The sequence below is a fragment of the Chlorogloeopsis fritschii PCC 6912 genome (assembly GCF_000317285.1).
GTDB lineage: Bacteria > Cyanobacteriota > Cyanobacteriia > Cyanobacteriales > Nostocaceae > Chlorogloeopsis > Chlorogloeopsis fritschii.
In genome coordinates this window covers 1-26,047 of record NZ_AJLN01000080.1, presented here as the reverse complement: position 1 = coordinate 26,047, position 26,047 = coordinate 1, and the positions used below count along the sequence as shown (strand labels likewise).

At 40.4% G+C, this 26,047-nt stretch carries 15 protein-coding genes; 14 read left to right on the top strand and 1 reads right to left on the bottom strand.

Features of this window, described 5'->3' with window-relative positions; genetic code table 11:
- Positions 1 to 281: 281 nt before the first annotated feature.
- On the bottom strand, positions 282 to 1,001 hold the full coding sequence (locus UYC_RS0114720) for a 2OG-Fe(II) oxygenase family protein (protein WP_016872847.1): 720 nt from the start codon (positions 999 to 1,001) through the stop codon (positions 282 to 284).
- A 475-nt stretch (positions 1,002 to 1,476) separates the two neighbouring features.
- Here UYC_RS0114720 and UYC_RS0114715 point away from each other — a divergent pair, with 475 nt between their 5' ends.
- The 14 genes from UYC_RS0114715 (at position 1,477) to UYC_RS0114655 (ending at position 25,822) form a co-directional block, all read left to right on the top strand.
- Complete coding sequence (locus UYC_RS0114715) at positions 1,477 to 2,178, top strand: response regulator transcription factor (protein ID WP_016872848.1); 702 nt, start codon at positions 1,477 to 1,479, stop codon at positions 2,176 to 2,178.
- Between the two features lie 578 nt (positions 2,179 to 2,756).
- Positions 2,757 to 3,935 carry an ABC exporter membrane fusion protein gene (locus tag UYC_RS0114710; RefSeq protein ID WP_016879561.1) on the top strand — a complete coding sequence of 393 codons (1,179 nt, stop codon included), beginning with the start codon at positions 2,757 to 2,759 and terminating at the stop codon, positions 3,933 to 3,935.
- Positions 3,936 to 3,997: 62 nt separating this feature from the next.
- Positions 3,998 to 5,170, top strand: coding sequence for an ABC transporter permease DevC (gene devC / locus UYC_RS0114705; RefSeq protein WP_016872850.1), 1,173 nt, complete (start codon positions 3,998 to 4,000; stop codon positions 5,168 to 5,170).
- Positions 5,171 to 5,196: 26 nt separating this feature from the next.
- Entirely contained in the window at positions 5,197 to 5,892 is a 696-nt protein-coding gene (locus UYC_RS0114700) for a DevA family ABC transporter ATP-binding protein (protein WP_026087321.1), read from the top strand.
- 287 nt (positions 5,893 to 6,179) lie between these two features.
- Entirely contained in the window at positions 6,180 to 10,748 is a 4,569-nt protein-coding gene (locus tag UYC_RS35570) for a polyketide synthase (protein ID WP_321164257.1), read from the top strand.
- 56 nt (positions 10,749 to 10,804) lie between these two features.
- Positions 10,805 to 11,479 carry a Rossmann-fold NAD(P)-binding domain-containing protein gene (locus tag UYC_RS40195; RefSeq protein WP_081588129.1) on the top strand — a complete coding sequence of 225 codons (675 nt, stop codon included), beginning with the start codon at positions 10,805 to 10,807 and terminating at the stop codon, positions 11,477 to 11,479.
- A gap of 12 nt (positions 11,480 to 11,491) precedes the next feature.
- Positions 11,492 to 13,252 (top strand): SDR family NAD(P)-dependent oxidoreductase, encoded by a 1,761-nt coding sequence (locus UYC_RS0114690; protein WP_016872852.1) that lies wholly within the window; start codon positions 11,492 to 11,494, stop codon positions 13,250 to 13,252.
- Between the two features lie 44 nt (positions 13,253 to 13,296).
- Positions 13,297 to 16,197 (top strand): PfaB family protein, encoded by a 2,901-nt coding sequence (locus UYC_RS0114685; protein WP_016872853.1) that lies wholly within the window; start codon positions 13,297 to 13,299, stop codon positions 16,195 to 16,197.
- 96 nt (positions 16,198 to 16,293) lie between these two features.
- Positions 16,294 to 17,964 carry a PfaD family polyunsaturated fatty acid/polyketide biosynthesis protein gene (locus tag UYC_RS0114680; RefSeq protein ID WP_051039345.1) on the top strand — a complete coding sequence of 557 codons (1,671 nt, stop codon included), beginning with the start codon at positions 16,294 to 16,296 and terminating at the stop codon, positions 17,962 to 17,964.
- Positions 17,961 to 18,245, top strand: a complete 285-nt coding sequence (locus tag UYC_RS0114675; RefSeq protein WP_016872855.1) for an acyl carrier protein — start codon at positions 17,961 to 17,963, stop codon at positions 18,243 to 18,245. Before UYC_RS0114680 ends, UYC_RS0114675 begins: the two co-directional genes overlap by 4 nt.
- 3 nt (positions 18,246 to 18,248) lie before the next feature.
- On the top strand, positions 18,249 to 22,094 hold the full coding sequence (locus UYC_RS0114670) for a type I polyketide synthase (RefSeq protein ID WP_016872856.1): 3,846 nt from the start codon (positions 18,249 to 18,251) through the stop codon (positions 22,092 to 22,094).
- A gap of 68 nt (positions 22,095 to 22,162) precedes the next feature.
- Positions 22,163 to 23,278 (top strand): type III polyketide synthase, encoded by a 1,116-nt coding sequence (locus UYC_RS0114665; protein ID WP_016872857.1) that lies wholly within the window; start codon positions 22,163 to 22,165, stop codon positions 23,276 to 23,278.
- Between the two features lie 119 nt (positions 23,279 to 23,397).
- The gene (locus tag UYC_RS0114660) at positions 23,398 to 24,156 is read left to right on the top strand and encodes a peptidylprolyl isomerase (protein WP_016872858.1); all 759 of its coding nucleotides are present in this window, start codon (positions 23,398 to 23,400) and stop codon (positions 24,154 to 24,156) included.
- A 961-nt stretch (positions 24,157 to 25,117) separates the two neighbouring features.
- Positions 25,118 to 25,822: a hypothetical protein gene (locus UYC_RS0114655; protein ID WP_016872859.1), complete on the top strand. Its 705-nt coding sequence runs from the start codon at positions 25,118 to 25,120 to the stop codon at positions 25,820 to 25,822.
- The last annotated feature ends 225 nt before the right edge of the window (positions 25,823 to 26,047 follow it).

Genomic DNA, 26,047 nt, shown 5'->3' with positions numbered 1-26,047 from the left:
TCTTCTACCTGTTTTTGAGAGGGGTTGAGTTTGCAAACTAGCGTCAGCACTTGTTCCATGACTTCGACCTAATCACAGATGAACATAATACATCAAAATAGTCGTGTTGTATCAAAGACTTATTTGGCAAAAACTCAACTGCCTCTCTCCCTGTCAAACCGCAGGTTTGATTTAGTCAAGAGGCGTTTCGTTTTTGCCCCGCAATTCCTCTCGACACTGAACCCGATAGGGTTCAGTGTCGAGAGGAATTGCGGCAGAGGTGATGTGACAAGTCTAATTTCCTATGAAGAGCGAAACACTTGACGAAAACCAAAATAGGCGATCGCATCTTTCATATTGGAGACAAAACGATTCAGCGTGCTCATGCGAGTATCGGTGACATACTCCAAAGTCAAGACAATGCGCTCTTCATTATTACCTAGAGGTGTAACTCGATGGTATAGTTTGTCACCATTAAATAATACAAGCGTGCCTGGAGTTAATGCTAGCGATCGCGTCTGTGTCTCCCGATTAGGTATGTTGCGGTAAAGTTGATATTCCAACTTGCTTGTTGAGCGATCAACCAAGCCGAGCAACACCGTGTAGCGTTTTCCCTGATAATACGAGGTATCGTAGTGATACTGGATATGATCCCCTGGCTCGGTATAGTAGTACAAAGCGTAAGCGTGGGGATCGGTATCGGGACAGAAAAGAAGTTCTTCTGCTGTGATTTGCTTTAAGAACTCAACTAAGACAGGCAGTCGATACAACTCGCCAAAAGTTGGAGCTAGGTTATCTAGACTGAATTTGCTGATACTACCGCCCTTTTTATGGTTGGGAATGTAGTTGCGGTTAATAGCAGGTTGTAAAGATGGCAGTAGAGCTAGTAACTGTTCGAGGATAGTCTGAGGCAGAAAATTTTCTACTACCAAGAATTCATTTTGAGCTTGATACTCTGCTTGAATTTTTTGGCGATCGAGAACTGTTGTAACTTTATGGAGTTCAGTTTGCAGCTGCTCCATTGGTGGTTTGGTTATATTTTTACAGTCGTCATATAATTACACACAAAAGGTTAGGCTGGCAAGTTCTAGTATTTTAAATGGGCTGAACATTGCGAGTCCTTCGTATGGTACAGGAAATTTTGAAAATCTATGCTACCCAATCTAAAGTTAAGGTAAACCTACCCTAATTCATCTAGGTAACAGACTATTCTTTTTTGGTGTTGATAAACAGAACAATAGTTGGCAACAATATGGGGCTGATTCAATATATTGAGTTTATGGGGTAATGTATAATCCTTTTTTTGTACTTTTAGGTAATAAAGCAGCAGCCAATGATTAGAAAATTTGAGTATTTTTAGAGACTTGGAGTCGTTAAATGACTGGCGGGCGGTGCAATTGAACTAAGTAGAACATTGGATGGCTTCATGCTGAAACTTTTGACTTCGACTATTTCATCATTCGCAATGCCAAATTAGCCAGAAAAGCTTTTTGTCTTATGTCATTATTAATTCTTGTTGTTGATGACGATCCAACAATTCGTTATGAAGCTAGTTCTTCTCTGGAGAAGTTTGGTTACTCAGTTATTACTGCTGGAGACAGTCAAGAGGCATTAAATATCATTGAAGAGTATCATCCTAACTTGATTGTCACTGATATTACTATGTCTGAGTTGGATGATTACCAATTAATTCGCTGGGTGCGTCAGCATCCGAAATTTCGTATATTACCTGTAGTTTTTTTAACAGCACGAGTGGATGTAGAAAAGCGAATTCGAGGCTATCAGCTAGGGGGAGATGCGTGTTTGCCCAAACCATTTGAATTAAATGAACTGTATGCTATAGTCCGCAACTTACTGGAGCGATCGCAATTAATGCTGTGGGAGTGGCGCTTAGGTATGCAGCAACAAAGCATGGAAAGGCAAACTTCTTCAGTAGATACAACATATCAGGTTTACTTAAACAATCAAGAATATATTCCTCCCGTCGATTCAATAGAGCAAATCTTTTTAACTCGCAGAGAAAGAATGGTTTTAAAGTTTTTGACAGAAGGCAAATCAAATTCCCAAATTGCTACTAGTCTGTATCTCAGTCGTCGAACTGTAGAAAAATACGTCAGTAATCTATTAGGTAAGACGGGAACTAATAATCGTGTGGAACTTGTGCATTTTGCTAGAAAAAATAATTTAATTAATCATTGATTACTGATTACTTATTGTCTTCTCCAGATAGGATTTTGTTTAATGGAGGTCTTGAACTCCTGCATATACTATCTGTTACTATCTGTAAGTCAAAATTAAGATAATTAATTTAAAATAAAAACTATATAAAACTAATAATTTAGTATATATTTTATTTATATTCTAATAAGTACTCATAAACAAATTAACATAAATAATCTCAAAATATAGATACTCAGTTTCTCAGAGAAGCTGGGTATTTTATATAGGTAAATTTTCAATTTCATCTATTTATCGTATGTATCTATCATTTATTGGCTAATTAGCGTAAATATACGTAATCATACCTAATTTATTGGGTAAATATGCCATATGAACTAACGAAATCAGTGTCTATATTAATTAGTAGCTAGCTAATCATCAATTTTTGATTGAATTGTAACCTGAAGCTGAATCATCAGCAGCAAAAACCTAATTTTAGTAATTCAAACTATTACACAACAATATGTATCAGCTCTGTGTCAATCGTTGTTTAGCCAATTGCTGCTTCGCAAAATTGAGATCCGATAGATTCTGCGATATTGCTAACCAAAGAAGCAATGATTAAGGAACAAAACGAAAACCAATCATTAATAAAACGTCTAGCTCAGTTGCTTATAATTTTAGTAGCTGGTATAGGTATATCCAATCTTTTACTATTTCGATTTAGTTCTAAAAATTCTCCACCAGTTGCCTCAAAGAGCAACCCTGCCATGATTGCTGTTACAGGCTTAGGGCGTTTAGAACCAGAAGGAGAAGTTATTCATCTATCTGCTCCTACTTCAATTCAAGGTACACGAGTGAAGCGAATCTTGGTGAAGGAAGGAGAGAAGGTGCAATTAGAACAAGTCGTGGCAATTTTAGATACTTATGAATCTCGCCTAGCTGCCTTAAATAGAGCCAAGCAACAAGTCAAAATTGCCAAAGCGCGTCTAGCAAAGGTAAAAGCAGGAGCTCAAACAGGAGAAATTGCTGCTCAACAAGCAACGATCGCTCGCCTAGAAGCGGAATCGCGTGGAGAAATTGCTGCCCAGCAAGCAACGATCGCCCGTTTAGAAGCCGAATTAAGCAATGCCGAAGCAGAGAATCGACGCTATGAGGAGCTATACCAAACTGGGGCAATTTCAGCCTCTGCCAGAGATAGCAAAAGACTGCCAATGCAAACAGCTCAACAGCAGCTTAAAGAAGCCAAAGCAACCCTCAAGCGTACTGTAGCAAGCTATCGAGAGCAGATCGCTCAAGCAAAAGCCACTCTCAATCGAATTGTAGAAGTGCGCCCTGAAGATGTGCGATTAGCTCAAGCAGAAGTTGATGATGCGATCGCCCAAGTTCAACAAGCCCAGGCAGACTACAATTTAGCCTACGTGCGCTCTCCAATCAATGGCAAGGTTCTGAAAATTCACACCCGCGCTGGAGAAATCGTCAGTAACCAGGGCATTGCCAATATTGGTAAAACCAATCAGATGTATGTAGTAGCAGAAATCTATGAAACAGACATCAAAAAAGTACAGATAGGTCAACAGGCTACCATTACTAGCGTCGCCTTTCCAGGCAAATTACAAGGAACAGTTAGCCAGATTGGTTTACAAGTTAGCAAACAAAATGTCTTCGATGTTAATCCACTAGCAGACACCGATCAAAAAGTAGTTGAAGTCAAAATTCGGATTTCTGATCCAGAAGATAGCCAGCGAGTTGCCAGACTAACAAACTTACAGGTGCAAGTAATGATTCACATCTAAAAAAGCTCTTACTCTCTGCGGCTCTGCGTGAGCAAAATTCATCATCCTTAAAGACTTGAACAATGATTCTCAAGATTCCCTTAGCGTGGCTACAACTAGCCCACCAAAAAGTTCGCTTTCTGGTGACTTTAAGTGGCATCGCTTTTATTGTCATTCTTCTGTTTGTACAACTAGGTGTACAAGATGCTCTGTACACAAGTGCTACATATTTACATCAAAATCTACGAGGAGATCTATTTTTAATCAGTTCTCAATATAATTCTTTAACCTCTCAGCACAGTTTTCCTCGTCCTCGTTTATATCAAGCTTTAGGCTTTAAGGGTGTAGAAACAGTTATCCCTTTATATCTGCAATTTGCTAAACTAAAAAATCCTATTGATGGGCGTAAATTTCCAATTTATGTTATTGCCTTTGACCCCGGAAAACCAATTCTAAATTTAGCAGAAGTTAACCAAAGTCTACAGTCAATACAACTTCCTGATGTCGTTTTATTTGACCGATTATCTCGGTTTGAATTCGGCCCGATCGCTGAAAAATTCGAGCAAGGTAAACTTGTAATTATTGAGATATTTGGTTATAACAAATCAATAGGTTACAGAGTAAAAGTTGGAGGTTTATTTACTCAAGGCCCTTCCTTTGGAGTTGATGGCAATTTAATTATGAGTTATTCAACTTTTTTAAGGACATTTCAAGAACGTCGGGCAGGAGAAATAGACATAGGTTTGGTAATTCTTAAACCTGGTGCTGATATTCAACAAGTTTCTGCAAATTTGTCAGCCTATTTACCTAAAGACGTCAAAATTTTTAATCGTCAAGAATTTATCACCTTTGAAAAAGATTTTTGGTCTAGACGAACACCCATTGGTTTTGTATTTAGTTTAATGGTGACAATGGGATTTGCGATCGGTATTGCCGTCGTTTATCAAATTCTTTATAGTAACATCTCCAATCACTTGGCTGAATATGCAACTCTCAAAGCAATTGGATTTAAAAATAACTATTTATTAGGTGTAGTATTTCAACAATCTTTAGTTTTAGCATTTTTAGGTTATATTCCAGGATTTGCAATTACTTTGGAAATATATAATTTGGCTAACAACGTTACTAATTTACCAGTTTTTATGAGTGTTGACAAAGCTTTAATCGTTTTAATAGCAACAATATTAATGTGTTCAATTTCTGGACTTTTTGCCATGAATAAATTAAGGGCGGCAGATCCAGCCGATATTTTCTAATTTTATATATGAAACTTTTGCAACCAATGCTAAACCAATATGTTGTGAATATTAATAATCTTAATTACTACTTCGATCAGCAACCATTACGTCATCAAACTTTATTTAACATCAATTTGAAAATCAAATACGGAGAAATTATAATTATGACAGGGCCATCAGGGTCAGGAAAAACCACTTTACTAACATTAATTGGCGGTTTACGTTCTCCTCAAGAGGGAAGCATTAAAATTTTAAACCAAGAGCTTAATGGCGCTAGTAATGACAAATTAGTACAAATACGTCGCCATATTGGCTATATTTTTCAAGCTCACAACTTGCTAGAGTTTTTAACAGCTAGACAGAATGTCCAAATTTCACTTGAACTGCATAAAGAAATTTCTGAACGAGAAGCCCGCTATAAATCACAAGCCATACTCAAAGCTGTAAAATTAGGCGATCGCATGAATTACTACCCTCACTATCTCTCAGGAGGACAAAAGCAACGGGTAGCCATTGCTCGTGCTTTAGTAAGCCATCCCAAATTAATTTTGGCTGATGAACCTACCGCAGCTTTAGATAGTAAAACAGGTAGAGATATTGTAGAGTTAATGCGGCAACTTGCTAAACAACAAGAATGCGCCATTTTAATGGTTACTCACGACAATCGTATTCTAGATATTGCCGATCGCATTATTCAAATGGAAGATGGACGGTTGATTAATACTAATACAATTAACTAATTAAGGTTGTCATTAGTCATTGGTCATTAGTTAATAAGTAACAGAATAATATTCCTGAAATTATTTGCTTTTATTATCAGCTATATAACTTATTTTTCACAAATTCAATCATGATAAAATCTCACAATCAAGGATGACAATACTCTTCCCTAGTTTCTAGTCCCTATGTTCAAATGACTGCTTTTAAAATTGATGCTGCTCTAGAAATTCTGCAACAAGAGGTTAACAATTGTGAGAAGATTCTGAGCCAGCTTATCCAGATCAGAAAAAAGAGACTTGAGAAATCAATGGAGATAAAAAAACTCAATTCCCAGTTGCAAAAAAGTCCTATCGCCATTATTGGAATGGCTTGTTTGTTCCCACAATCAAAAAATTTACAGGAATACTGGGAGAAAATTCTTCACAAAATTGATTGTATTACCGATGTACCTTCCTCACGTTGGGATGTGGAGTCTTACTACGATCCAGATCCCAAAGCACCTGACAAAACCTACTGTAAAAGAGGTGGATTTATCCCAGAAGTTGATTTCAATCCAATGGAATTTGGGCTTCCTCCCAATATTCTCGAAGTTACAGATATTTCGCAGTTGCTAAGTCTAGTTGTGGCAAAACAAGCTCTAGAAGATGCAGGCTACGGCTTATCTAGACAGTTTAACCGAGAACGTACCGGAGTCATCCTGGGTGTGGCTTTGGCAAGGCAACTTAGCGTGCCACTATGTAGCAGATTACAGTATCCCATTTGGGAAAAAGTTCTCAAAAGTAGTGGGCTATCTGATGAGGATACTCAAAAAATCGTCGAAAAAATGAAACTAGCATATGTGAATTGGGAAGAAAACGCCTTCCCTGGGATGCTAGCTAACGTAGTCAGCGGGCGAATTGCCAACCGCCTAGATTTAGGGGGAATGAACTGTGTGGTGGATGCAGCCTGTGCTAGTTCATTTGGTGCCCTCAAAATGGCTGTGAGCGAGTTGAGCGAATATCGCAGCGATATGATGCTGACTGGAGGAGTTGATACCGACAACTCCATTCTTGCCTATATGTGTTTTAGCAAAACACCTGCTATCTCACCAAGCCAGAATACCAAACCTTTTGATGATGATGCAGATGGGATGATGCTAGGTGAAGGCATTGGCATGATAGTACTGAAACGTCTTGAGGATGCACAAAGAGACGATGACAGAATCTATGCAGTCATTAAAGGAATTGGCACCTCTAGTGATGGTAGGTATAAAAGTATCTATGCACCTCGCCCAGAAGGACAGGTGAGAGCATTAAGTCATGCATATGAAGACGCTGCTTTTTCGCCTGCTACTGTCAGTTTATTAGAAGCGCACGGTACAGGTACTAGGGCTGGAGATGTAGCAGAGTTTACAGCTTTAAAAGAATTTTTTAGCGAAAACAACTCTAAAACTCAATACATTGCTCTTGGAAGTGTTAAATCACAGATTGGACATACAAAAGCTGCTGCGGGTACAGCTAGTCTAATCAAAACTGCTCTAGCCCTACACCACAAAGTATTGCCACCTACAATTAACATTACCAAGCCAAACTCGAAATTTAATATAGAAACTTCACCTTTTTATTTAAATACAGAAACTAAACCCTGGCTTTGCAGCGAAGGGGGAGCGCCAAGACGAGCGGGCGTTAGTTCTTTTGGTTTTGGCGGCACAAATTATCATGTCGTTATGGAAGAATACGAAAGTGAGCAGCATTGTGCCTACCGTTTACATAACACTCCTCAATCAATACTGTTGTCTGCATCTACAACAAAGCAGTTGTTGATTCAATGTGAAGATATTCTGCAAAAATTGCAATCTAGTGCCAAAGATAGATGTTATTTAGAACTTATTGAATCTAGTAAATCTCTAGAAATTCCTCTTACTGATGTGAGAGTGGGGTTTGTCGCAAATTCTTTATCAGAAGCTTGCAACTTCTTGCAGATTATTATTGACTGGCTCAACAAATATCAAGAAAGTGAATCGTGGAATTTGCCCCAAGGAATTTACTACCGCAAAACTGGCATTGCTTTGAATGGAAAAGTAGTTGCTTTGTTTTCAGGGCAAGGCTCGCAATATTTAAATATGGGCAGGGAACTTGCTATTAACTTTCCTTGCTTGCGACAAGCCTACAGTTATATAAACGGGTTTTTGCATCAAGATGGTTTGCCACTGATTTCAGACATTGTTTTTCCTCCACCTGGATTTGATGCTGCGACAAGACAAGTTCAAAGCGAAGTATTGCAGCGTACTGAATATGCTCAACCCGCGATTGGAGTTTTTAGTGTTGGCTTATACAAAATTTTACAACAAGCCGGGTTTAAACCTGATTTTGTCGCTGGGCATAGCTTTGGAGAATTGACAGCACTTTGGGCTGCCGAAGTTTTAAGTGAGGAAGATTATTTTTTTCTAGTCAAAGCTAGAAGTCAAGCTATGGCGATGCCCAAAGATCCTAATTTTGATGCGGGAGTGATGTTGTCTGTAAAGGGCGATGTGAGTGGGGTAAACCAATTAGTAAAAAATTTCCCTCAAGTTACGATCGCTAATTTGAATTCCAAAAATCAGGTGGTGCTGGCAGGCGTTAAATCGGAAATAGCCCAAGTACAGCAGATTTTGAATCAGCAAGGATATTCTACTGTTTTATTATCTGTTTCGGCAGCTTTTCATACACCGCTTGTCAGTCGAGCACAAAAACCTTTCGCTCAAGCTATTGAAGCAGTTACCTTCAAAAATGCCAAGATTCCTGTTTACAGCAATGTCACAGGCAAACGCTATCCTACCCAACCCCAAGCTATCAAAAATATTCTCAAAGAACATTTAATCAACTTAGTAAGGTTTCAGCACGAAATAGAAAACATCTATGCTGATGGTGGTTATTTATTTATTGAATTTGGGCCAAGGAACATTTTAACAAACTTGGTGAAAGATACTCTTGGCGACAAACCCCACCTAACTGTAGCCTTAAATGCCACTAGTCAAAAAGATAGCGATCGCCTACTCAGGGAAGCCGTCATACACTTGCGTGTAGCTGGTTTACCTTTAAAAAACCTAGATCCTTACCAGCGATCGCAGAAAATACCTGAGTCTGATGACAATAAGCTGTTGAGTGTGCGTTTAAACAGTACGAACTATGTAACAGAAAAAACGAAAATCGCTTTTGAAAACGCTTTACAGGATGGGCATCAAGTCAAGTTACAGATCAGTAAAACAGAAGTTAATACTGCTACTGACTCCATAGTGCTGACATCTGAACGTAGTACTACTCAGCCTTCTGTAACACCTTTTACCAGCAATGAACATCCACAAATAAACGGGCATCAAGTAAAACCCCCAAAAACTGCCTCTGAGATGGAAACTGCTAAAATCTCAACCTTGTCTACATCCGATACACCAATTTCTATCCCACAAGCTCTTGAACCAAAGATGCAAACAACAGTAAATTTGAATTACCAAAGTATTTTAGCCAGCTTAGAGTCTAGCCTCAAACAATTCCATCAACATCAAGAGGAAATCTTGCGTGTTCACGAACAGTTTCTTAACCATCAGATAGAATACGGCAAAACCTTTTGCCAGTTAATGGAACAGCAGAATTTATTGTTTGTAAACGAAAATGTTACTCAGCAACAATTAGAAACAAAGTTAGCTGTACTTGAAAGTTCAGAACGCAGTATCAATAAGTTTCAAGCTTATCAAGATGAAACTCTACGCATTCATGAAGAATATCTCAAGCATGAGAAGGATTATGCCAAAACTTTCTGCCAACTGATCCAGCAACAGTATGAGATCCTAATCAATAGCGACTCTAAAGTTTCAGATGTTGGCAATCGTGATAGTCCTGCAATTATATCCACAGTCAAAGAAAACGATCCTATCAAACAGGATAGTACTGTTCCGCCCGCAGACCCATCGGTTGCTATACCTACTAATGGACATTCGAGCAGCCCAGAACCATTTTTAAGTAATGGTTTTAATCATAGCTCCGATCAAGTTCGGGAAAATATGGTGGCAGTTGCCGCCAGGCATAAAAGCGACTTTCCCAAACATATACAGCTTGAGTCAACAGTAGCGATCGCATCCTCAACACAGTTAAATATAGATGTCGCCGAATTTAGTCAAACTCTGCTTAAAGTCGTTAGCGAAAAGACGGGTTATCCAGCTCACATCTTAGAGCTTGAAATGGATATGGAAGCAGATTTGGGAATTGACTCTATAAAACGTGTCGAAATCTTGGGGGCACTGCAAGAGTTATATCCCGACTTGCCCAAAGCCAATCCTGAAGAACTTGCACAACTACGCACTCTCGCTCAAATCGTTGAGCAGCTCAAAACTCTCGCACCGATGATGCATAGCCCGACGGTTGATTTTGAACAGGCACGCGAAATATCAAGTCCGGCTCATGACTTATCATCAGATTATATCCGCGTTCCCACCTCTGGTTATGTTCCCGTCAATCCAAACGATCAATCGTTCAGTGAACACAATCTAAATATTTCCTATCCCAGTGCTAGCAATGCCCTAGAGTTAGTTCCAGAAATTGTAGAGGCAGACAAGCAAGCGATCGCTCCCCCAAGCCAGTTAACTATTGATGTTGCCAAATTCAGTCAAACTCTGCTTCAAGTCGTCAGCGAAAAGACAGGTTATCCAGCTCAAATCTTGGAGCTTGAAATGGATATGGAAGCAGATTTGGGAATTGATTCGATTAAACGTGTCGAAATCCTGGGGGTGCTGCAAGAGTTATATCCCAACTTGCCCAAAGCCAATCCTGAAGAACTCTCACAACTGCGCACTCTCGCTCAAATTGTTGAGTATCTGCAACTTTCTCTAGTCAGCTTGGCTGAAAAAAAAACGCTAAAAGTCTAGATTGCAATATTTTACGCCATGTAGCCAAACTAAAATTTCTGCCTGAGCCAGATTTTTTGGACTTCACCTTCAGCAAAAACTACATTGCTCTGCTTACCGATGATGGCAGCTTAACGACTGCTAAATTAGCTCAATCTCTGACGGAGCGAGGCTGGAAAGTCATTGTTTTAGGTTTTCCTCCATCCATGATCGCCAAACAAACGCCTTTACCCGAACAAATTACTCGGATTGTGCTTGAAGATATGAGCGAGGAGCATCTTAAACAACAGCTAACAGCGATCGCCAACACCTACGGCTCAATTGGCGCTTTCATTCATCTCAATCCCTTGTTTATTGCCAGCCAAAACGAAGGAATTCGCTATCTGGAAGTGGAAAAGGCGATCGTCAAGCATATTTTTCTCATCGCCAAATATCTCAAAAAATCGCTTAATCAAGCAGCACGTGAAGGATACGGTTGTTTTTGTACCATTAATCATCTTGATGGAGCATTTGGTTTAACGCAAAAGGTAAACTTCGGTGCCATCAGTGCCGGGCTATTTGGATTAACTAAATCTCTCAACTTTGAATGGGAACCAGTATTTTGCCGGGCAATTGATTTAAGTTCCAATTTTGGTGCCGAACAATCAGCACAATATATCATTACTGAACTTCACGATCCCAATCGTTTAATTACCGAAGTTGGGTACAGCAAACACGGGCGAGTCACTCTAATTGCTGAACCATTGATTTAATCAGGAAAAAGTATGAGCAAAAAAGCCAAAATTAATTCTTCATCAGTTTTTCTTGTTAGTGGCGGTGCCAAAGGAATTACGCGAGAATGTGTACTCAAGCTAACAGAAGAGTACCAGTGCAAATTTATTTTACTCGGTCGTTCATTATTACAAATTGAACCAATTTGGGCAAGAGATTGTTTTGATGAATTGGAATTGAAAAAACGAATTACAGAATATCTTCTTGCTTTAGGAGAAAAACCTACACCCAAGACAGTACAAAAGTTATTTAATAATATTTTATCTAGTCGAGAAATAGAAAAAACACTTTCTAGTATTGGACGTTTAGGAGGACAAGCAGAGTATATTAGTGTGGATATAACTGATGCGATCGCCTTACAAGAAAAGCTAGCAGTTGCTGTTCAGCGCATGGGTGTGATCGCAGGAATTATCCACGGAGCAGGGAATTTAGCTGATAAATTAATTGAAAATAAATCAGAACAAGATTTTGAAATAGTATATGCAGCAAAAGTAAAAGGTTTAGAAAATCTACTTTCTTGCGTAGATATCAGCCAACTTGATTATTTAATTCTGTTTTCTTCTATAGTCGGTTTTTATGGAAATAGCGGTCAATCTGACTACGCGATCGCCAATGAAATCTTGAACAAATCAGCCCATCTTGTCAAGCAACATTATCCAGATTGTCATGTAGTTGCCATCAATTGGGGGCCTTGGGAAACTGGTATGGTAACTCCAGAATTAAAGAATATTTTTCAACAGCGCAACATAGATATTATTCCTGTCGAAGTTGGAACACAAATGCTAGTTGAAGAACTAGATACCGCCCACCATGAAACTGTACAAGTTGTTATGGGCAAGGCCATATTACCAACAGTGAGTGATTTACAACCTGAACTGAAAACATACCGTATTCGCCGTAAATTAACCCTAGAAGCTAATCCATTTTTGCAGGATCACGTGATTGCTGGTTATCCAGTTCTACCTGTTACTTGTGCAATGTCATGGATTGCCAATACTTGCGAACAACTCTATCCTGGCTATAAATTTTTTAATTTTACAAACTTCCAGTTCTTGAAGGGAATTATTTTTAATGAAACTTTAGCAGATGAGTATTTTCTGGAACTACAAGAAATTACTAAAAACAATAGCGAAATAGAGTTTGAAGCAAAAATACTAAGTAAAAATCAAGCTAGAAAAGCTCTCAATTATTATCATTACACTACTTGTGTAAAGCTGTTAAGAAAGATTCCTCCATCTCCTGATTGCAATGCATTTGATTCAACTAAAACTCAATTCGCTGATAATTTTTATCAAGATGGTAAAGGAATATTATTTCACGGCCCTTGTTTTCAAGGTGTAAAAAGAGTTTTAAATATTAATCTAAAAGAAATTACTGTGGAATGTCTTTGGCAAGGCTTTGAAGAAAGACAACAAGGAAATTTTCAAATCCAAACTCTCAATGCCTATACTACTGATTTACAAATCCATTGTGTGTTGATTTGGTTAGAGCATTTTTATCAACAGATTTGTTTACCAACACAAGTGCAAAAACTTGAACAATTTGCAGTTATTCCAGTAGGTGAAAAATTTTACGTCACAGCAGAAATTAAATCTAAAACAGAGATTTTTATAGTTTCTGATATCAAAATATATAATCTTCAAGGACAAGTATACTCATATATGTATGGTACTAAAGGCATTATTCTTACTAAAGAAAAAATAAAACAAAATGATTACATAAAAACTAGCTACGTGAGGCTTTCAGAAAAATAAAATTGATATCAGAAAATAATTATTTAATTTAAATAAAATTCATCATGAATATAGAGAAACTTGAAAAAATAAAAGACTGTGAGTCACTAAAAACTACAAATCTGGCGATTGTAGGCATGGATGCCTTATTTGGCTTTTATAATGGCTTAGATGCTTTTGAACAGGGTATTTATCAAGGAAGCCAATATTTTACTACTCTCCCTTCCAAGCGTTCGGAGAAAATAGAACAGCAGCAGTTTTCTCAAGCTCATAACTTTGAAAACGGTAAAGTACCGCTGGGAGCATACATCAAAGATTTTGAAATTGATACTTTACGTATCAAAATACCGTCCGAGCAAGTGGAAAAACTCAACCCACAACAATTATTGATTCTCAAGGTAGCCGATCACGCTCTTCAAGATGCAGAAGTTAGTAAAGGGGAAAACGTAGCCGTAATAATCGTTAGTGAATACTTGAGTGATGTTGGGAACATCACTGCTAACTATATTTCCACTTTATGGAATTTTACTGGCCCTGCATTCACATTTAACGCGGGAGAAAATTCTGCATTCAAAGCCTTAGAAGTTGCCCAAATCCTACTTGCTACCAAGGAAGTAGACACTGTTGTTGTCGGTGCAGTCGAGCTTGCTGGCAAAGTGGAAAATTTTTTGTGGCGAAACCAAATAGCAAAAATCAATATGGGCACAAACACCCTTTCCTACGATCAAAACGCCAATGGTTGTATGGTAGGTGAAGGTGCTGGAACCGTTGTTCTCAAGCGCTTGGATACAGCTCAACAAGAACAAAAGCGCATCTATGCAGCGATTGATGCCATCAGTTTTGTACAGAAATCTGCTAATTCAGAAAAAGTAAAAGCTGATACCGTCGCGCAAGTATGTCAAAAGGCTTTTACAGCAGCAGGAGTTAAACCTAACGACGTTAATTATATAGAAGTTTTTGGCGGTGGTGTGCAGTTACAAGATGAGTGTGAGATTCAGGGATTGATGCAGGCTTATCAATCTGCTGGAGATGATTTAAAGTGTGCTATTGGCAGTGTCAAGGCTAATATTGGTCATACCTACACTGCCGCAGGAATAGCCAGTTTAATTAAAACTGCACTCTGCTTGTATCACCGCTACATACCCGGTGTACCCCAATGGACTGCTCCTAAAAAGCCCCAACTGTGGCAAAATAGCCCTTTTTATGTAGCTACCGAATCAAAACCATGGTTTTTAGAACAAGGAGAGAAAGCATCCAAGAGAATAGCTGCTATTAACGGACTAGGTTTAGATGGGACTTACGCACATTTAATTTTGTCGGAAGAATCTACTCAAAAAGAACGCAGCAGCAGATCTTTACAGCAAATGCCTTTCTACCTTTTCCCACTTGCTGCTAACGAGCGATCGCTTCTACTAGATCAGTTGAATGCTTTACAACAAACCATCGCAAATTGCTCTTGTTTATCCACTGCCGCCAGCCTTGCCTTTGCCGCTTTTCAAAAGAACTCTCCAGCTACTTACGTACTAGCAATTGTTGGGCGCAATCAAAATGAATTGATGCGAGAAATTCAGCGTGCCCTTGGGGGTGTCGCCGATGCTTTTGATACAGGCAAAGACTGGCAAACTCCTGTAGGTAGCTATTTTACATCCAAACCACTAGGTAAAAAAGGCACTGTTGCTTTTGTTTACCCTGGTGCTTACAGTTCTTATCTAGGAATCGCCCGCAATCTCTTCCGCTTGTTTCCCAAACTTTACGACAATCCACTCATTAAAACCGTTTACAATCGCATCGCTGATATAGAAAAAATTCTCTATCCCCGAAGCCTGAATAAATTATCAAAAAGGCAATTGGAAGCTCTAGAACAGCGATTGATAGATGATCCAGTGGCAATGCTCGAATCAGAAATGTGGGTTGCTGGATTGTTGAGCGCAATTATGAAGAATTACTTCCAATTACAGCCCGATTGTGCCTTTGGGCATAGTTTGGGCGAAATTAGCATGATCCTCGCTCAGGGCGTTTGGACTCACTTTCATAAAGGCAGTCAAAACTTGAACTCATCTCCTCTGTTGAAAACACAGCTATCGGGGCCAAAAAATGCAGTTCGCAAGTTTTGGGAATTACCTCAAATCCAGGATGGAGAAGGCTCTGAGATTTGGGACACCTATATTCTCATCTGTCCGGTATCCCTCGTTAAAGAGGCTCTCAAACATGAAAATCACGTTTATTTGGTTCTCATTAATACTCCACAAGAAGTAGCGATCGCCGGTGATGCCCAAGTCTGCCAGAGAATAATTGAAACGCTCAATTGCGATGCTTTTCGCGCTCCTTTCAATTATGTTATTCATTGCGAGGCAATACGCTCTGAATACGATGAAATTGTCAAATTAAACACTTTACCTATCCAAAATGTACAAAATACCATTTTTTATTCCGCAGCAGAATACCAACCCATCACCCTCGACAGTAATTCCATCGGTCAAAATATTGCTAAATGTCTGTGTCAGCAACTTGATTTTCCTCGGTTAATTAATCAAGTTTACGAGAATGGCGCTCGAATATTCATAGAAGTAGGGGCTGGCAGCACTTGTTCCAGATGGATTAGTGAAAATCTTAAACATCAAGAGCATCTAGCAGTATCCCTTAATAAAAGAGGCGTAGACGAGCATACTTCTATTGTGAGAGCGCTAGCAAAGCTTCTTAGTCATCAAGTTTCTTTAGATTTATCACCATTGTATAGTCCGGTACAAGAAACTTCTCGTTTAAGTCAGTCGATTCTGAATAAGTTTCAAAAGTTGAGCGCAAACATTTCTCGCCTCCATAAAGCTCATACTAATTTTTTACAAACTCAACAGGAATTTTCAAAGCAACTTGGCAAAATAATTCAACTGCAACTTGCTTACTCACAACAATTAATGAATCAACAAAATTTAAATGAAATCAACAATAATTATTCTGAAAATAAATAACTGCTGGAAATTATATAACTAGCAAAATGTATTGCTATTTCAAATATTTGATGAACAAAAAATTTATTCACTCATATTGGAGGACTAAAAACCGTGATTGGTACGGAAGCGGTAAAAAGTAAAAATGATAATTTTCTTCAAGTTCCTGACTATTATAGTCACAAACTATACTGGCAAGGTTCATTAAATTTAATATCTTTTGATGAAGCAGGTATAAAATCTAAATTGCTGAACATAGATAAACCTTGTCACATTCTGAAAGCGGAAGGACATCTCGGTGCAACTAATGAAGGAATTGTGTATTCTCAAGAACATAGTAAAAACGGGCAGATAGAAGTACTGATAACTGTTCCACCATTAGTAATTCAACAGTTAGGCGATCGCGCTTTCCTAGACTTTCATGGTGTGAAGTGTGCCTACGCTAGTGGTTCAATGGCTAATGGTATCGCTTCTGAAGAACTCGTCATCGCTCTAGGCAAAGAGAGTATATTGAGTTCCTTTGGCGCTGGCGGTTTAAGTCTTTCCCGGCTCGAAACAGCTATTCATCGTATTCAACAGGCTTTACCAAAAGGGCCATTTGCTTTTAATTTGATTCACAGTCCCAGTGAACCTGCCATTGAACGTGCTGCGGTTGATTTATATCTCCAATATGGCATCAGAACAATAGAAGCTTCTGCTTTCTTGGATTTAACTCCTAACATTATTTATTACAGAGCTGCTGGATTGAATCTTAATTCAGCCAATCAAATAGAAATTAAAAACAAAGTTATTGCCAAGCTTTCTAGAAGAGAACTCGCAACCAAATTTCTCCAACCCGCGCCTAAAGAAATTCTTAGACAATTAGTCGCACAAGGTTTAATTACACAGTTGCAGGCAATCTTAGCTGCCAAAGTTCCTATTGCCGACGATATCACAGTGGAGGCAGATTCTGGCGGTCATACAGATAATCGTCCTTTAGTTTGTCTGTTGCCCTCCATCCTGGAATTAAGAGATGAAATTCAAAGTAAATACTGTTACCCAAATCCCGTGCGAGTCGGAGTAGCAGGAGGAATTGCCACTCCCCAATCAGCTTTAGCTGCCTTTATGATGGGTGCTGCCTATGTTGTCACTGGCTCTATTAATCAGTCTTGTCTTGAAGCCGGAACTTCTGAGCATACGAAACAACTATTGGCTCAAGCCGATATGGCAGACGTGATGATGGCTCCAGCAGCAGATATGTTTGAAATGGGCGTAAAACTTCAAGTCCTCAAAAGAGGAACGCTTTTTCCCATCCGCGCTCAAAAACTTTTCGATCTCTACAAAAGCTATGATGCAATTGAAGATATTCCCAGTCACGAAACAGAGAAATTAGAAAAACAAATTTTTAAAAGCAGCCTCGAATCTGTTTGGGAAGAAACTTTGACTTATTTATCCAAACGGAATCCCGATAAAATCTCCAAAGCCGCCAATAATCCCAAGCTAAAAATGGCTTTAATTTTCCGTTGGTATCTGGGCTTATCATCCCGTTGGTCAATTTTGGGAGAGAAAGGACGGGAGATGGATTACCAAATTTGGTGTGGCCCGGCTATGGGTGCTTTTAATAACTGGGTGAAGGGTTCTTACCTAGCCGAACCGAATAATCGGAGGGTAGTTGATGTTGCTCACCATATTATGACTGGATCTGCATTTTTATATCGGCTGCAAAGTTTGAAAATTCAGGGACTACAAATGCCAGCGTACTACAGCCACTATTGCCCAGTCCCTCTTCAATCAGGAGTCCACGGATGAATAATTCTACTCAACAGTCTCAAACTGCCGAAGCAATTCAAAACTGGTTAGTTTTTCAGCTTTCTGAGCGGTTGAATATTGAACCGGATGAGTTAGATATTGATTTACCTTTTGACAACTACGATTTGGATTCAAATGAAGCATTGGCTCTTTTGAACAAGCTTGAGAAATGGCTGGGGCGATCACTATCTCCGACCATAGTGTGGAACTATCCCACGATTGCAACCCTAGCCGAGCGTTTAGCCGAGGAAACTGAAGTTGCCACACCAAAGGAGGAGTAGGGCATGGAACCGATCGCAATTATTGGTATTGGCTGTCGTTTTCCCGGCGCTCAAAATCCAGAAGCATTTTGGCAACTTTTGTGTAATGGAGTGGATGCGATCACTGTTGTGCCTCCACAACGATGGGATGTAGATGCTTTCTACGACCCTAACCCAGGTAGCCCTGGAAAAATGAATACTCGCTGGGGTGGCTTTTTAGAGCAGGTGGATCGGTTTGACGCTCAATTCTTTGGAATTACACCAAAAGAGGCAAGTTACATCGATCCCCAGCAAAGGCTATTGCTAGAAGTAGCATGGGAGGCTCTAGAAAATGCTGCTCAGGTGCCAGAAAAGCTAGCCCGCATCAATACAGGTGTATTTATCGGCATCTCAACTAACGATTATCAGCAGCTGCTTTATCAGCAACATCTGCAAGCCAGTTCCGTCCCCAGCAATGCCTATATAGGTACGGGGAATGCCTTAAGTATTGCAGCTAATCGTATTTCTTATCTATTTGACTTTCGCGGGCCGAGTATAACAGTTGACACAGCCTGCTCTTCATCGTTAGTAGCCGTTCACCTTGCTTGCCAAAGCCTCCATAGCGGAGAGTCTAACCTGGTTTTGGCAGGTGGGGTGAATTTGCTTTTATGCCCTGAATTGACAATTATCTTGTCTCAAGCCCAGATGATGGCTCCTGACGGACGCTGCAAAACCTTTGATGCTAGAGCTAACGGTTATGTGCGGGGTGAGGGTTGTGGAATTGTGGTGCTGAAGCGCCTCAAAGATGCACAAAGAGACGGTGACAGAATCATTGCACTGATTGCGGGTTCCGCCATTAACCAAGATGGGCGTAGTAACGGACTTACCGCCCCGAATGGCCCCTCCCAGGAGGCAGTCATCCGCCAAGCATTAGCTAACGCCAGGGTGGCACCAGATCAAATCGGCTATGTTGAACTCCATGGCACGGGTACTGCCTTGGGAGATCCAATTGAAGCAGAGGCATTGGCAGCTGTTTTAACTAGCGATCGCCCCCCTAGCAGCCGCTGTGCTGTTGGCTCGGTCAAAACCAATATCGGTCATTTGGAAGCCGCTGCTGGTATTGCCGGACTAATTAAGGTGGCACTGTCACTCCAACACCGCCAGATTCCACCTAGCTTGCATTTTCAAACGCCCAATCCTTATATTCCATTAGATAAAATTCCCCTGCGGGTGCAGCAGTTCCTAGAACCCTGGCCCCTAATTCCCACTCCGGCTCTAGCAGGAGTGAGTTCCTTCGGTTTTGGTGGCACCAATGCTCACGCAATTCTACAGATGGCTCCCCAGATGCCTCAAGAGCAGGAGAGCGAGAAAGATTTGCTTTCCCCCGCCTATCTTCTACCCCTATCTACCCGCAGCCCAGAAGCCCTTAAATCTTTAGCACAAGCATACCAGGAGTTTCTAACACCGCCTAGTTTGGGTGCTACCCTCTCATTAGCAGACATTTGTTACACTGCCAGTGTCCGGCGCAGCCATCACCACCACCGTCTAGCTTTGGTGTTTAGCAATCATCAGGAACTCACTCAATCCCTAGCAGCTTTTTTACAAGATGGAGCTAGTACTGGTATTTCTTGCGGGCGCAAGCAAAAAAATCGCCATCAAAAGCTGGTTTTTGTCTTTTCCGGTCAAGGGCCACAATGGTGGGCGATGGGGCGCGAGCTTTTGTCCTGTGAACCACTGTTTCGAGCCACGATTGAACAGTGCGACGTGCTGCTTTATCCTTTAACTAACTGGTCGCTGATGGCAGAGCTAACAGCTGATAAGTCAAAGTCCCGCTTAGAGGAAACTGAGATTGCCCAGCCAGCTATTTTTGCCCTGCAAGTTGCTTTAGCTAACCTGTGGCGATCGTGGGGGGTAGAGCCTACTGCTGTCGTTGGGCATAGTTTGGGAGAAGTAGCAGCCGCTCATATCGCAGGAGTTCTCAGTTTGGAAGATGCTGTGCGGGTTGTCTTTCATCGCAGCCGCTTGATGCAGCAAGCAAGTGGTCAAGGGCGGATGGCGGTTGTATCCCTGTCTGTAGATAAATTTGAAAGTTTGCTGGCTCAGTATGTGGGACGTCTATCTGTTGCTGCCATTAACAGTCCTACCTCCATCGTGTTATCGGGTGAGACAACAGTACTACAGGAAGCGATCTGCTCATTAGAAGAGCAGCAAATTTTCTGTAAGTTGCTGCAGGTAAATAATGCTTTCCACAGCCCGCAGATGGAACCCTATCAAGATGAACTGACGCGATCGCTCCAAGATATCAATCCCCAAACTGCCTCAATTCCGATTATTTCCACAGTTACAGGTAAGGCACAGCCAGGGCAGGATTTTGATGCTACCTACTGGGCACGCAACATCCGAGAACCAGTCTGTTTTGCCGCGGCGGTGGACGAGTTGGTGCAAACTCAGCACAACTTGTTTGTAGAATTTAGTCCCCACCCAGTTCTTGGTATGAACATATCTCAGTGTCTGCACGCTCGCTCTGGGAAGGGAATTGTGTTGCCTTCCTTGCGGCGTCAACAAGGGGAGAAATTCGTCATGCTGGAATCACTTGGTGTCCTCTATACTCAAGGCTACCCAATAGACTGGAGCCGACTTTATCCATCCGCAGAACGCTGTGTGTCTTTGCCATCCTATCCTTGGCAGCGAGAGCGTTACTGGTTAGAACAAGATTATAGCCAGATTCCAAAGCAGATTGTTGAGACTAGCAAGGGCGATCGCAAATCCTCAACTGTTGCTGTTGTTGAACCAGAAGCAGGATTGAATTTAAGCCGCGCCCGGCTTTTAGCTGTCAAATCAAAGGAACAGCGTACTCAGTTGTTAGAGACTTATATGAGCGCGCTATTTGCTCAAGTGACGGGTTTGTCTGCCGCTAAACTAGACTTACAACAGCCTCTTTATCGTTTGGGACTCGACTCTTTAATGGCTTTGGAATTGAGAAACCAAATCGAGAAAGACTTAGATGTAGTTATTCCCCTAGAAATTTTCGCTGGTCTTAATATTGCTCAGTGTGTCATGCAAATTCTTCTGCTAGTCGAGAAGAAAGTTAACGATTCAGGTGTTGAGTCTACTAATGTCGCAGCACATCCAGAGCAAGAAGTGGTTCCAGCGAATCTGTGGATTGCCAATCTGCATTCAAATCCAAAAGCCTACTTACGTCTATTTTGCCTTCCCTATGCTGGGGCTGGTGCTTCAGTTTTTAGTACTTGGTCAAATCAGCTACCACCAGAAATTGAGGTTTGTCCGATCCAATTACCGGGACGAGAAAACCGACAGCAAGAAGCGCCATTTACTCGCCTCTCGCCCCTAATTCAGACATTAGTACCCCTGCTCAAGCCGTATCTAGATATTCCTTTTGCCTTATTCGGCCACAGTGTGGGAGCGCTGATCGGATTTGAACTAGCCCGTGAACTCCGCAGACGAGATTTACCCTCTCCGATTATGTTATTTGTTTCTGGCAGCCGCGCACCTCAGATTTTGGATACAGGCTTTCTCATTCACCGTTTTCCTGACCCTCTTTTTATAGAGATATTACGTACAATTCGCGGTACCCCTGACAAAGTTTTGCAAAACCAAGAACTGATGCAAATGCTTTTGCCGACTATCAGAGCAGACTTTGCGATTTTAGAAACCTTCTTATATGTTAACGAGAAGCCTCTCGATTTTCCTATCCATGCTTTCGGAGGAATGCAGGACTCCAAAATAAGCCAAGAGGATCTGGCTGCCTGGAGCGAACAGACCAATCAATTTAAGCTGAATATGTTTCCCGGTGACCATTTCTTTTGCGAGAGCGATCGCAAGTTACTATTGCAGGTTATAGCTCAGGAAATTCAGCAGTTTTGGAAATAAAGTGTGGAGTGTAGAGGAGAATTTTTCCTTTTGCCTCCAGCATAGCTGCCTTTTACCTAGAAACAACTATGGCTTTCATTGTTGCAACATCTACTGGCTTTCCCCCCAATTACTACTCTCAAGAAGTACTAGCCAATTTAGTGTGCAAGTACTGCTTGAATATGCTCTTGAAGTTTGATTTAGATACTATCAACCATTTCTTTACCGATATCAAGATTAAAGGCCGTTACTTTGCACTGCCTCTTGAGTCTTTCTACGATCCTCCCACGATTGAAGAGAGTTCCAAGGCAGCAATCACAGCCGCTGTCGATTTGAGTGAAATAACTGTGCGTAAATTGCTAGAGCGAGCAAACCTCGACCCCAAGGAGGTATCGCAGATTACCTCCGTTAGTATTACCACAACACTTCCTTCGCTAGATGCTCGGTTAATGAACAGAATTCCATTTTCTCCGAATTTGAAAAGGACACCTCTAGGTGGTGTGGGTTGTGGAGGTGGGGCGATCGGTTTATCCACAGTTGCAGATTATTTACAGGGACATCCTCAAGAAGCAGCAATTCTGTTTGCTGTAGAAGTCGCCTCGTTCTACTGGCAAGGCTCTCTACAGGGGGATTTACAATACATGATCGCTCGTCTGCCAGAAAAACCACACCTGTATAGCCAAATCATTGCGACAATCCTTACTGCTGCCTCGTTTGGTGATGGAGCAACATCTGTGTTGATGGTTGGTCGCGATCATCCCTTAGCCAAATCCGGACGACCTAAGGTGATTGGCACTCGGTCAAATTTTATCCCCGATACCGAAGACGTTTTAGGGATGGATATTGTTGACACAGGCATCAGGAATATTTGGAAACTTTCAGTAGTAGGCGAGTTTACAAAAATTGGACTGCGCCAAGCCATTGATGGGCTGCTTGGAGACTGCGGCATATCAATCGATCAAATTTCTTACTGGATGGTGCATCCTGGCGCGATCCAGCCTCTGGAACAGGAGTTTGGTCTTGATGAGCAAGCCCTAAACTTGAGCCGCAAAACCTTAGCAGAAGTGGGCAATCTTTCATCGCCCACAGTGCTCTATGCATTGGATGCAATTATATCTGAAGAACAGCCTGCACCGGGAGCCTATGGTTTGGTTGTGGGGATAGGGCCTGGATTCTCCCAAGAGGTTGTTTTGTTGCAATGGTAAATGTTTAATTGAGATTGGCAATTGTAGAGCTTGTAAAATTCATCTAATAATATTGCCTTTTTAGAGGTATCACAAGTGAGGAATTTAACTATATTGTCTCTAAATTACAATCATTAATTATGACTCTGATACATAATCCACTGGATTTTTCTGGAATACCTATAGAAGCAAATGAAATAGTTAGCTTTCTCAAACAAAATTTTCAAATAAAGGAAATCTGTCAAAAAATTTTATATCAAAGAATTATTGAAACTACTGCTCATGAAAAAGGTTTAATTGTCACTAAAGCTGAGATTCAAGCTGAGGAAGCTCGTTTGTATCGTGAAATACGTTTGGAGAAAAACTCAGACATTTGTATTTGGCTAGCAAATCAAATAATAGATTTAGAAGATTGGGAAACTGGTATTCGCAATCGCCTTCTGGCTCAAAAATTAGCTAATCATTTATTTGCTTTAGGAGTTGAAATGTTTTTCAACTTAAATGCCAGTGATTTTGACCAAGCTTTGATTTATAAATTAGTAGTTCCTTCCGCAGGACTTGCTAAAGAAGTTTTATATCAAATTGAAGCAAATCAAATCAGCTTTTATGAAGCTGCTCATCTCTATGATATTGATGAAAGACGCAGACATCAGTTTGGCTATGAAGGAAAGATTTATCGCTGGAACTTAGAATCAACTATAGCAACAGCTATATTTAGTGGAAGAGCAGGACAGGTCTTTGGCCCGCATTTAGCCAAGGAAGGACATACTCTTGTGATGGTTGAAGAGTTTATCCCCGCGGAATTAAATGCCCAAAGCTATCAAGATGTTTTAAATCAGATCTTTCAGCAGTGGTTAGCAATGGAGCTAAACTATCTACTTCACAGTGACAAAAAATAAACCGATCTCAAGTAGGTGAAGCATTGGTCAAATAGAGCTTCTTTTGAGAAGAAGCGATCGCTCAACACCTGATAATTTGTACAGTACCCACACCAGGCGCTACCAGACATACAAACATTTACTTACGGGGGGATATTAACTTTTGCCTTGAGTTAGATGGGTTTGCCGAATTTCTATACGCAAACATAGATCGGCTTTTGATCTTACCAAAAGGACAAATCACAGGATTTGATGACATGATGGAAATTGAATAGCAGAAATAAAATTAATCGAAAAACCAGAAAATATGGTATTTTCGAGAACTAGAGTAATACGTCTAACATACGCATACAAAAGACGGAGTGGTAACTTTTGGATCTACTTGATGTGAAGTTGCCTAGCTTATACTTGTTATCGACTCCAGCCAACCTTATACTCTGAAGATATCTATACGAAGACGAAGTTTGGCTTCAGAGTTTTATGTCGTAAAATTTTTGCTGGGGTTGAATTTAGTTTTGTGAAACATCTGTATATAGTTTTTTGGAGAAGGGATACACAGCAGTGTATTCTACCTTCTCCGGTAAAGACCTCTATCCAATTTAGACAAAGTCAGGAAAGTTGAGTTTTGATAACCTTAACACCAATGCTACCGAATGGAATTTAGTTTAGATATGGGAGAGCCTATCGTAAACACTGATTACACTACATTGGTATTAACGTGTTTTTGCTTTTTTGCTTGACTTGCTCGAAGTCTTTGATTTACCTTTAGTTACCGCCAACTGACCTTTAGAGGCATGAATTTTTGGTGGTCGACATCGATCGCAAAACAAGGGTCTTGAAGGATAACAAGTGCGTTCTACCACTTTATTGCATCCTTTACAAACAAAACGATAGACTCTCTGCTTAATGATGCGAACGTGAGCCTTGACAAAAACTTCCTTACTTTCCACTGTTTATTCCTTTCAAAGAAAACGAAATTGCTATGGCTGATTTATCTGAGATTCTTAGGTTACTCGAAGCAGAGCGAGATCGCTATGTCCTAGAAGCTGCTGATTTAGAGCGTCGTCTGTCTTTCATTCGGAATCAGATCCACGCCTTAGAAGCCCTAATACCAAAGTATGTTCTAGAAGAGAAAATTAATCATACCTACAAGCGTCTGCCCGAATCTTCTGTGCAGGTGCTCTTGGAAGATAGAACTCACTCTGTTGATCAAGAAGAACTAGAGACTCTAGACGAAGAACTAGAAACTGAACAAGAATTTGAACATAAGACAAATCCTTCATTAACCACACCACAATCTACCTCAATCCCAAGTACTGATTTGACTACTTCTACACAAGAAGAACCAGATATCTCTGACATTCCCAAATTGAGTGTCCCCAGAAAACCTGGAACTCTACCTCTATTGCGTGAATTCCAAGAATACTCCATACAAAATGCCATCTTAATTTTGATGCGCCGGCGACCGGATTTGCACTTTCATATTGACGCCATTGTACGTGATTTATACGGAAATAAATTAACACCAGATCAGTTTAAAACCGCCAAAACAAATGTTGGGAAAATGCTTTCTACAGGAGTGCAAGCGGGTTTGTGGTATCGAGTATTGCATGCTCACGGTGTTTACACTTTGAAACATGAGAAGGGAGTCACAAGTAAACTGCTGAAACCGTTAAAGAAGAAATAATTGACTTGAACAGTTTTTGAGAAGCGATAGCCCATCATCCCTTCAAGCAAATCATCTATATATATATAGATCAACGCTTGATGTAGGCTCAGTAAGCTTACACAACACACTATAAGTAGATTGAGTCCACAATCTGCCTGAAATTTATATGGGTTTCTCGCTCATTCACTCAAGCTCAGTCATAGTTGTCAGTTACTTTGTATTTTCTATGCTAAAAGAACCAAT

What these genes read in the sequence shown, in the direction of transcription:
- UYC_RS0114720 (WP_016872847.1), bottom strand. Translation starts at nt 1,001, where the DNA reads ATGGAGCAGCTGCAAACTGAACTCCATAAAGTTACAACAGTTCTCGAT.
- UYC_RS0114715 (WP_016872848.1), top strand. Translation starts at nt 1,477, where the DNA reads ATGTCATTATTAATTCTTGTTGTTGATGACGATCCAACAATTCGTTAT.
- UYC_RS0114710 (WP_016879561.1), top strand. Translation starts at nt 2,757, where the DNA reads ATGATTAAGGAACAAAACGAAAACCAATCATTAATAAAACGTCTAGCT.
- devC (WP_016872850.1), top strand. Translation starts at nt 3,998, where the DNA reads ATGATTCTCAAGATTCCCTTAGCGTGGCTACAACTAGCCCACCAAAAA.
- UYC_RS0114700 (WP_026087321.1), top strand. Translation starts at nt 5,197, where the DNA reads ATGCTAAACCAATATGTTGTGAATATTAATAATCTTAATTACTACTTC.
- UYC_RS35570 (WP_321164257.1), top strand. Translation starts at nt 6,180, where the DNA reads ATGGAGATAAAAAAACTCAATTCCCAGTTGCAAAAAAGTCCTATCGCC.
- UYC_RS0114690 (WP_016872852.1), top strand. Translation starts at nt 11,492, where the DNA reads ATGAGCAAAAAAGCCAAAATTAATTCTTCATCAGTTTTTCTTGTTAGT.
- UYC_RS0114685 (WP_016872853.1), top strand. Translation starts at nt 13,297, where the DNA reads ATGAATATAGAGAAACTTGAAAAAATAAAAGACTGTGAGTCACTAAAA.
- UYC_RS0114675 (WP_016872855.1), top strand. Translation starts at nt 17,961, where the DNA reads ATGAATAATTCTACTCAACAGTCTCAAACTGCCGAAGCAATTCAAAAC.
- UYC_RS0114670 (WP_016872856.1), top strand. Translation starts at nt 18,249, where the DNA reads ATGGAACCGATCGCAATTATTGGTATTGGCTGTCGTTTTCCCGGCGCT.
- UYC_RS0114665 (WP_016872857.1), top strand. Translation starts at nt 22,163, where the DNA reads ATGGCTTTCATTGTTGCAACATCTACTGGCTTTCCCCCCAATTACTAC.
- UYC_RS0114660 (WP_016872858.1), top strand. Translation starts at nt 23,398, where the DNA reads ATGACTCTGATACATAATCCACTGGATTTTTCTGGAATACCTATAGAA.
- UYC_RS0114655 (WP_016872859.1), top strand. Translation starts at nt 25,118, where the DNA reads ATGGCTGATTTATCTGAGATTCTTAGGTTACTCGAAGCAGAGCGAGAT.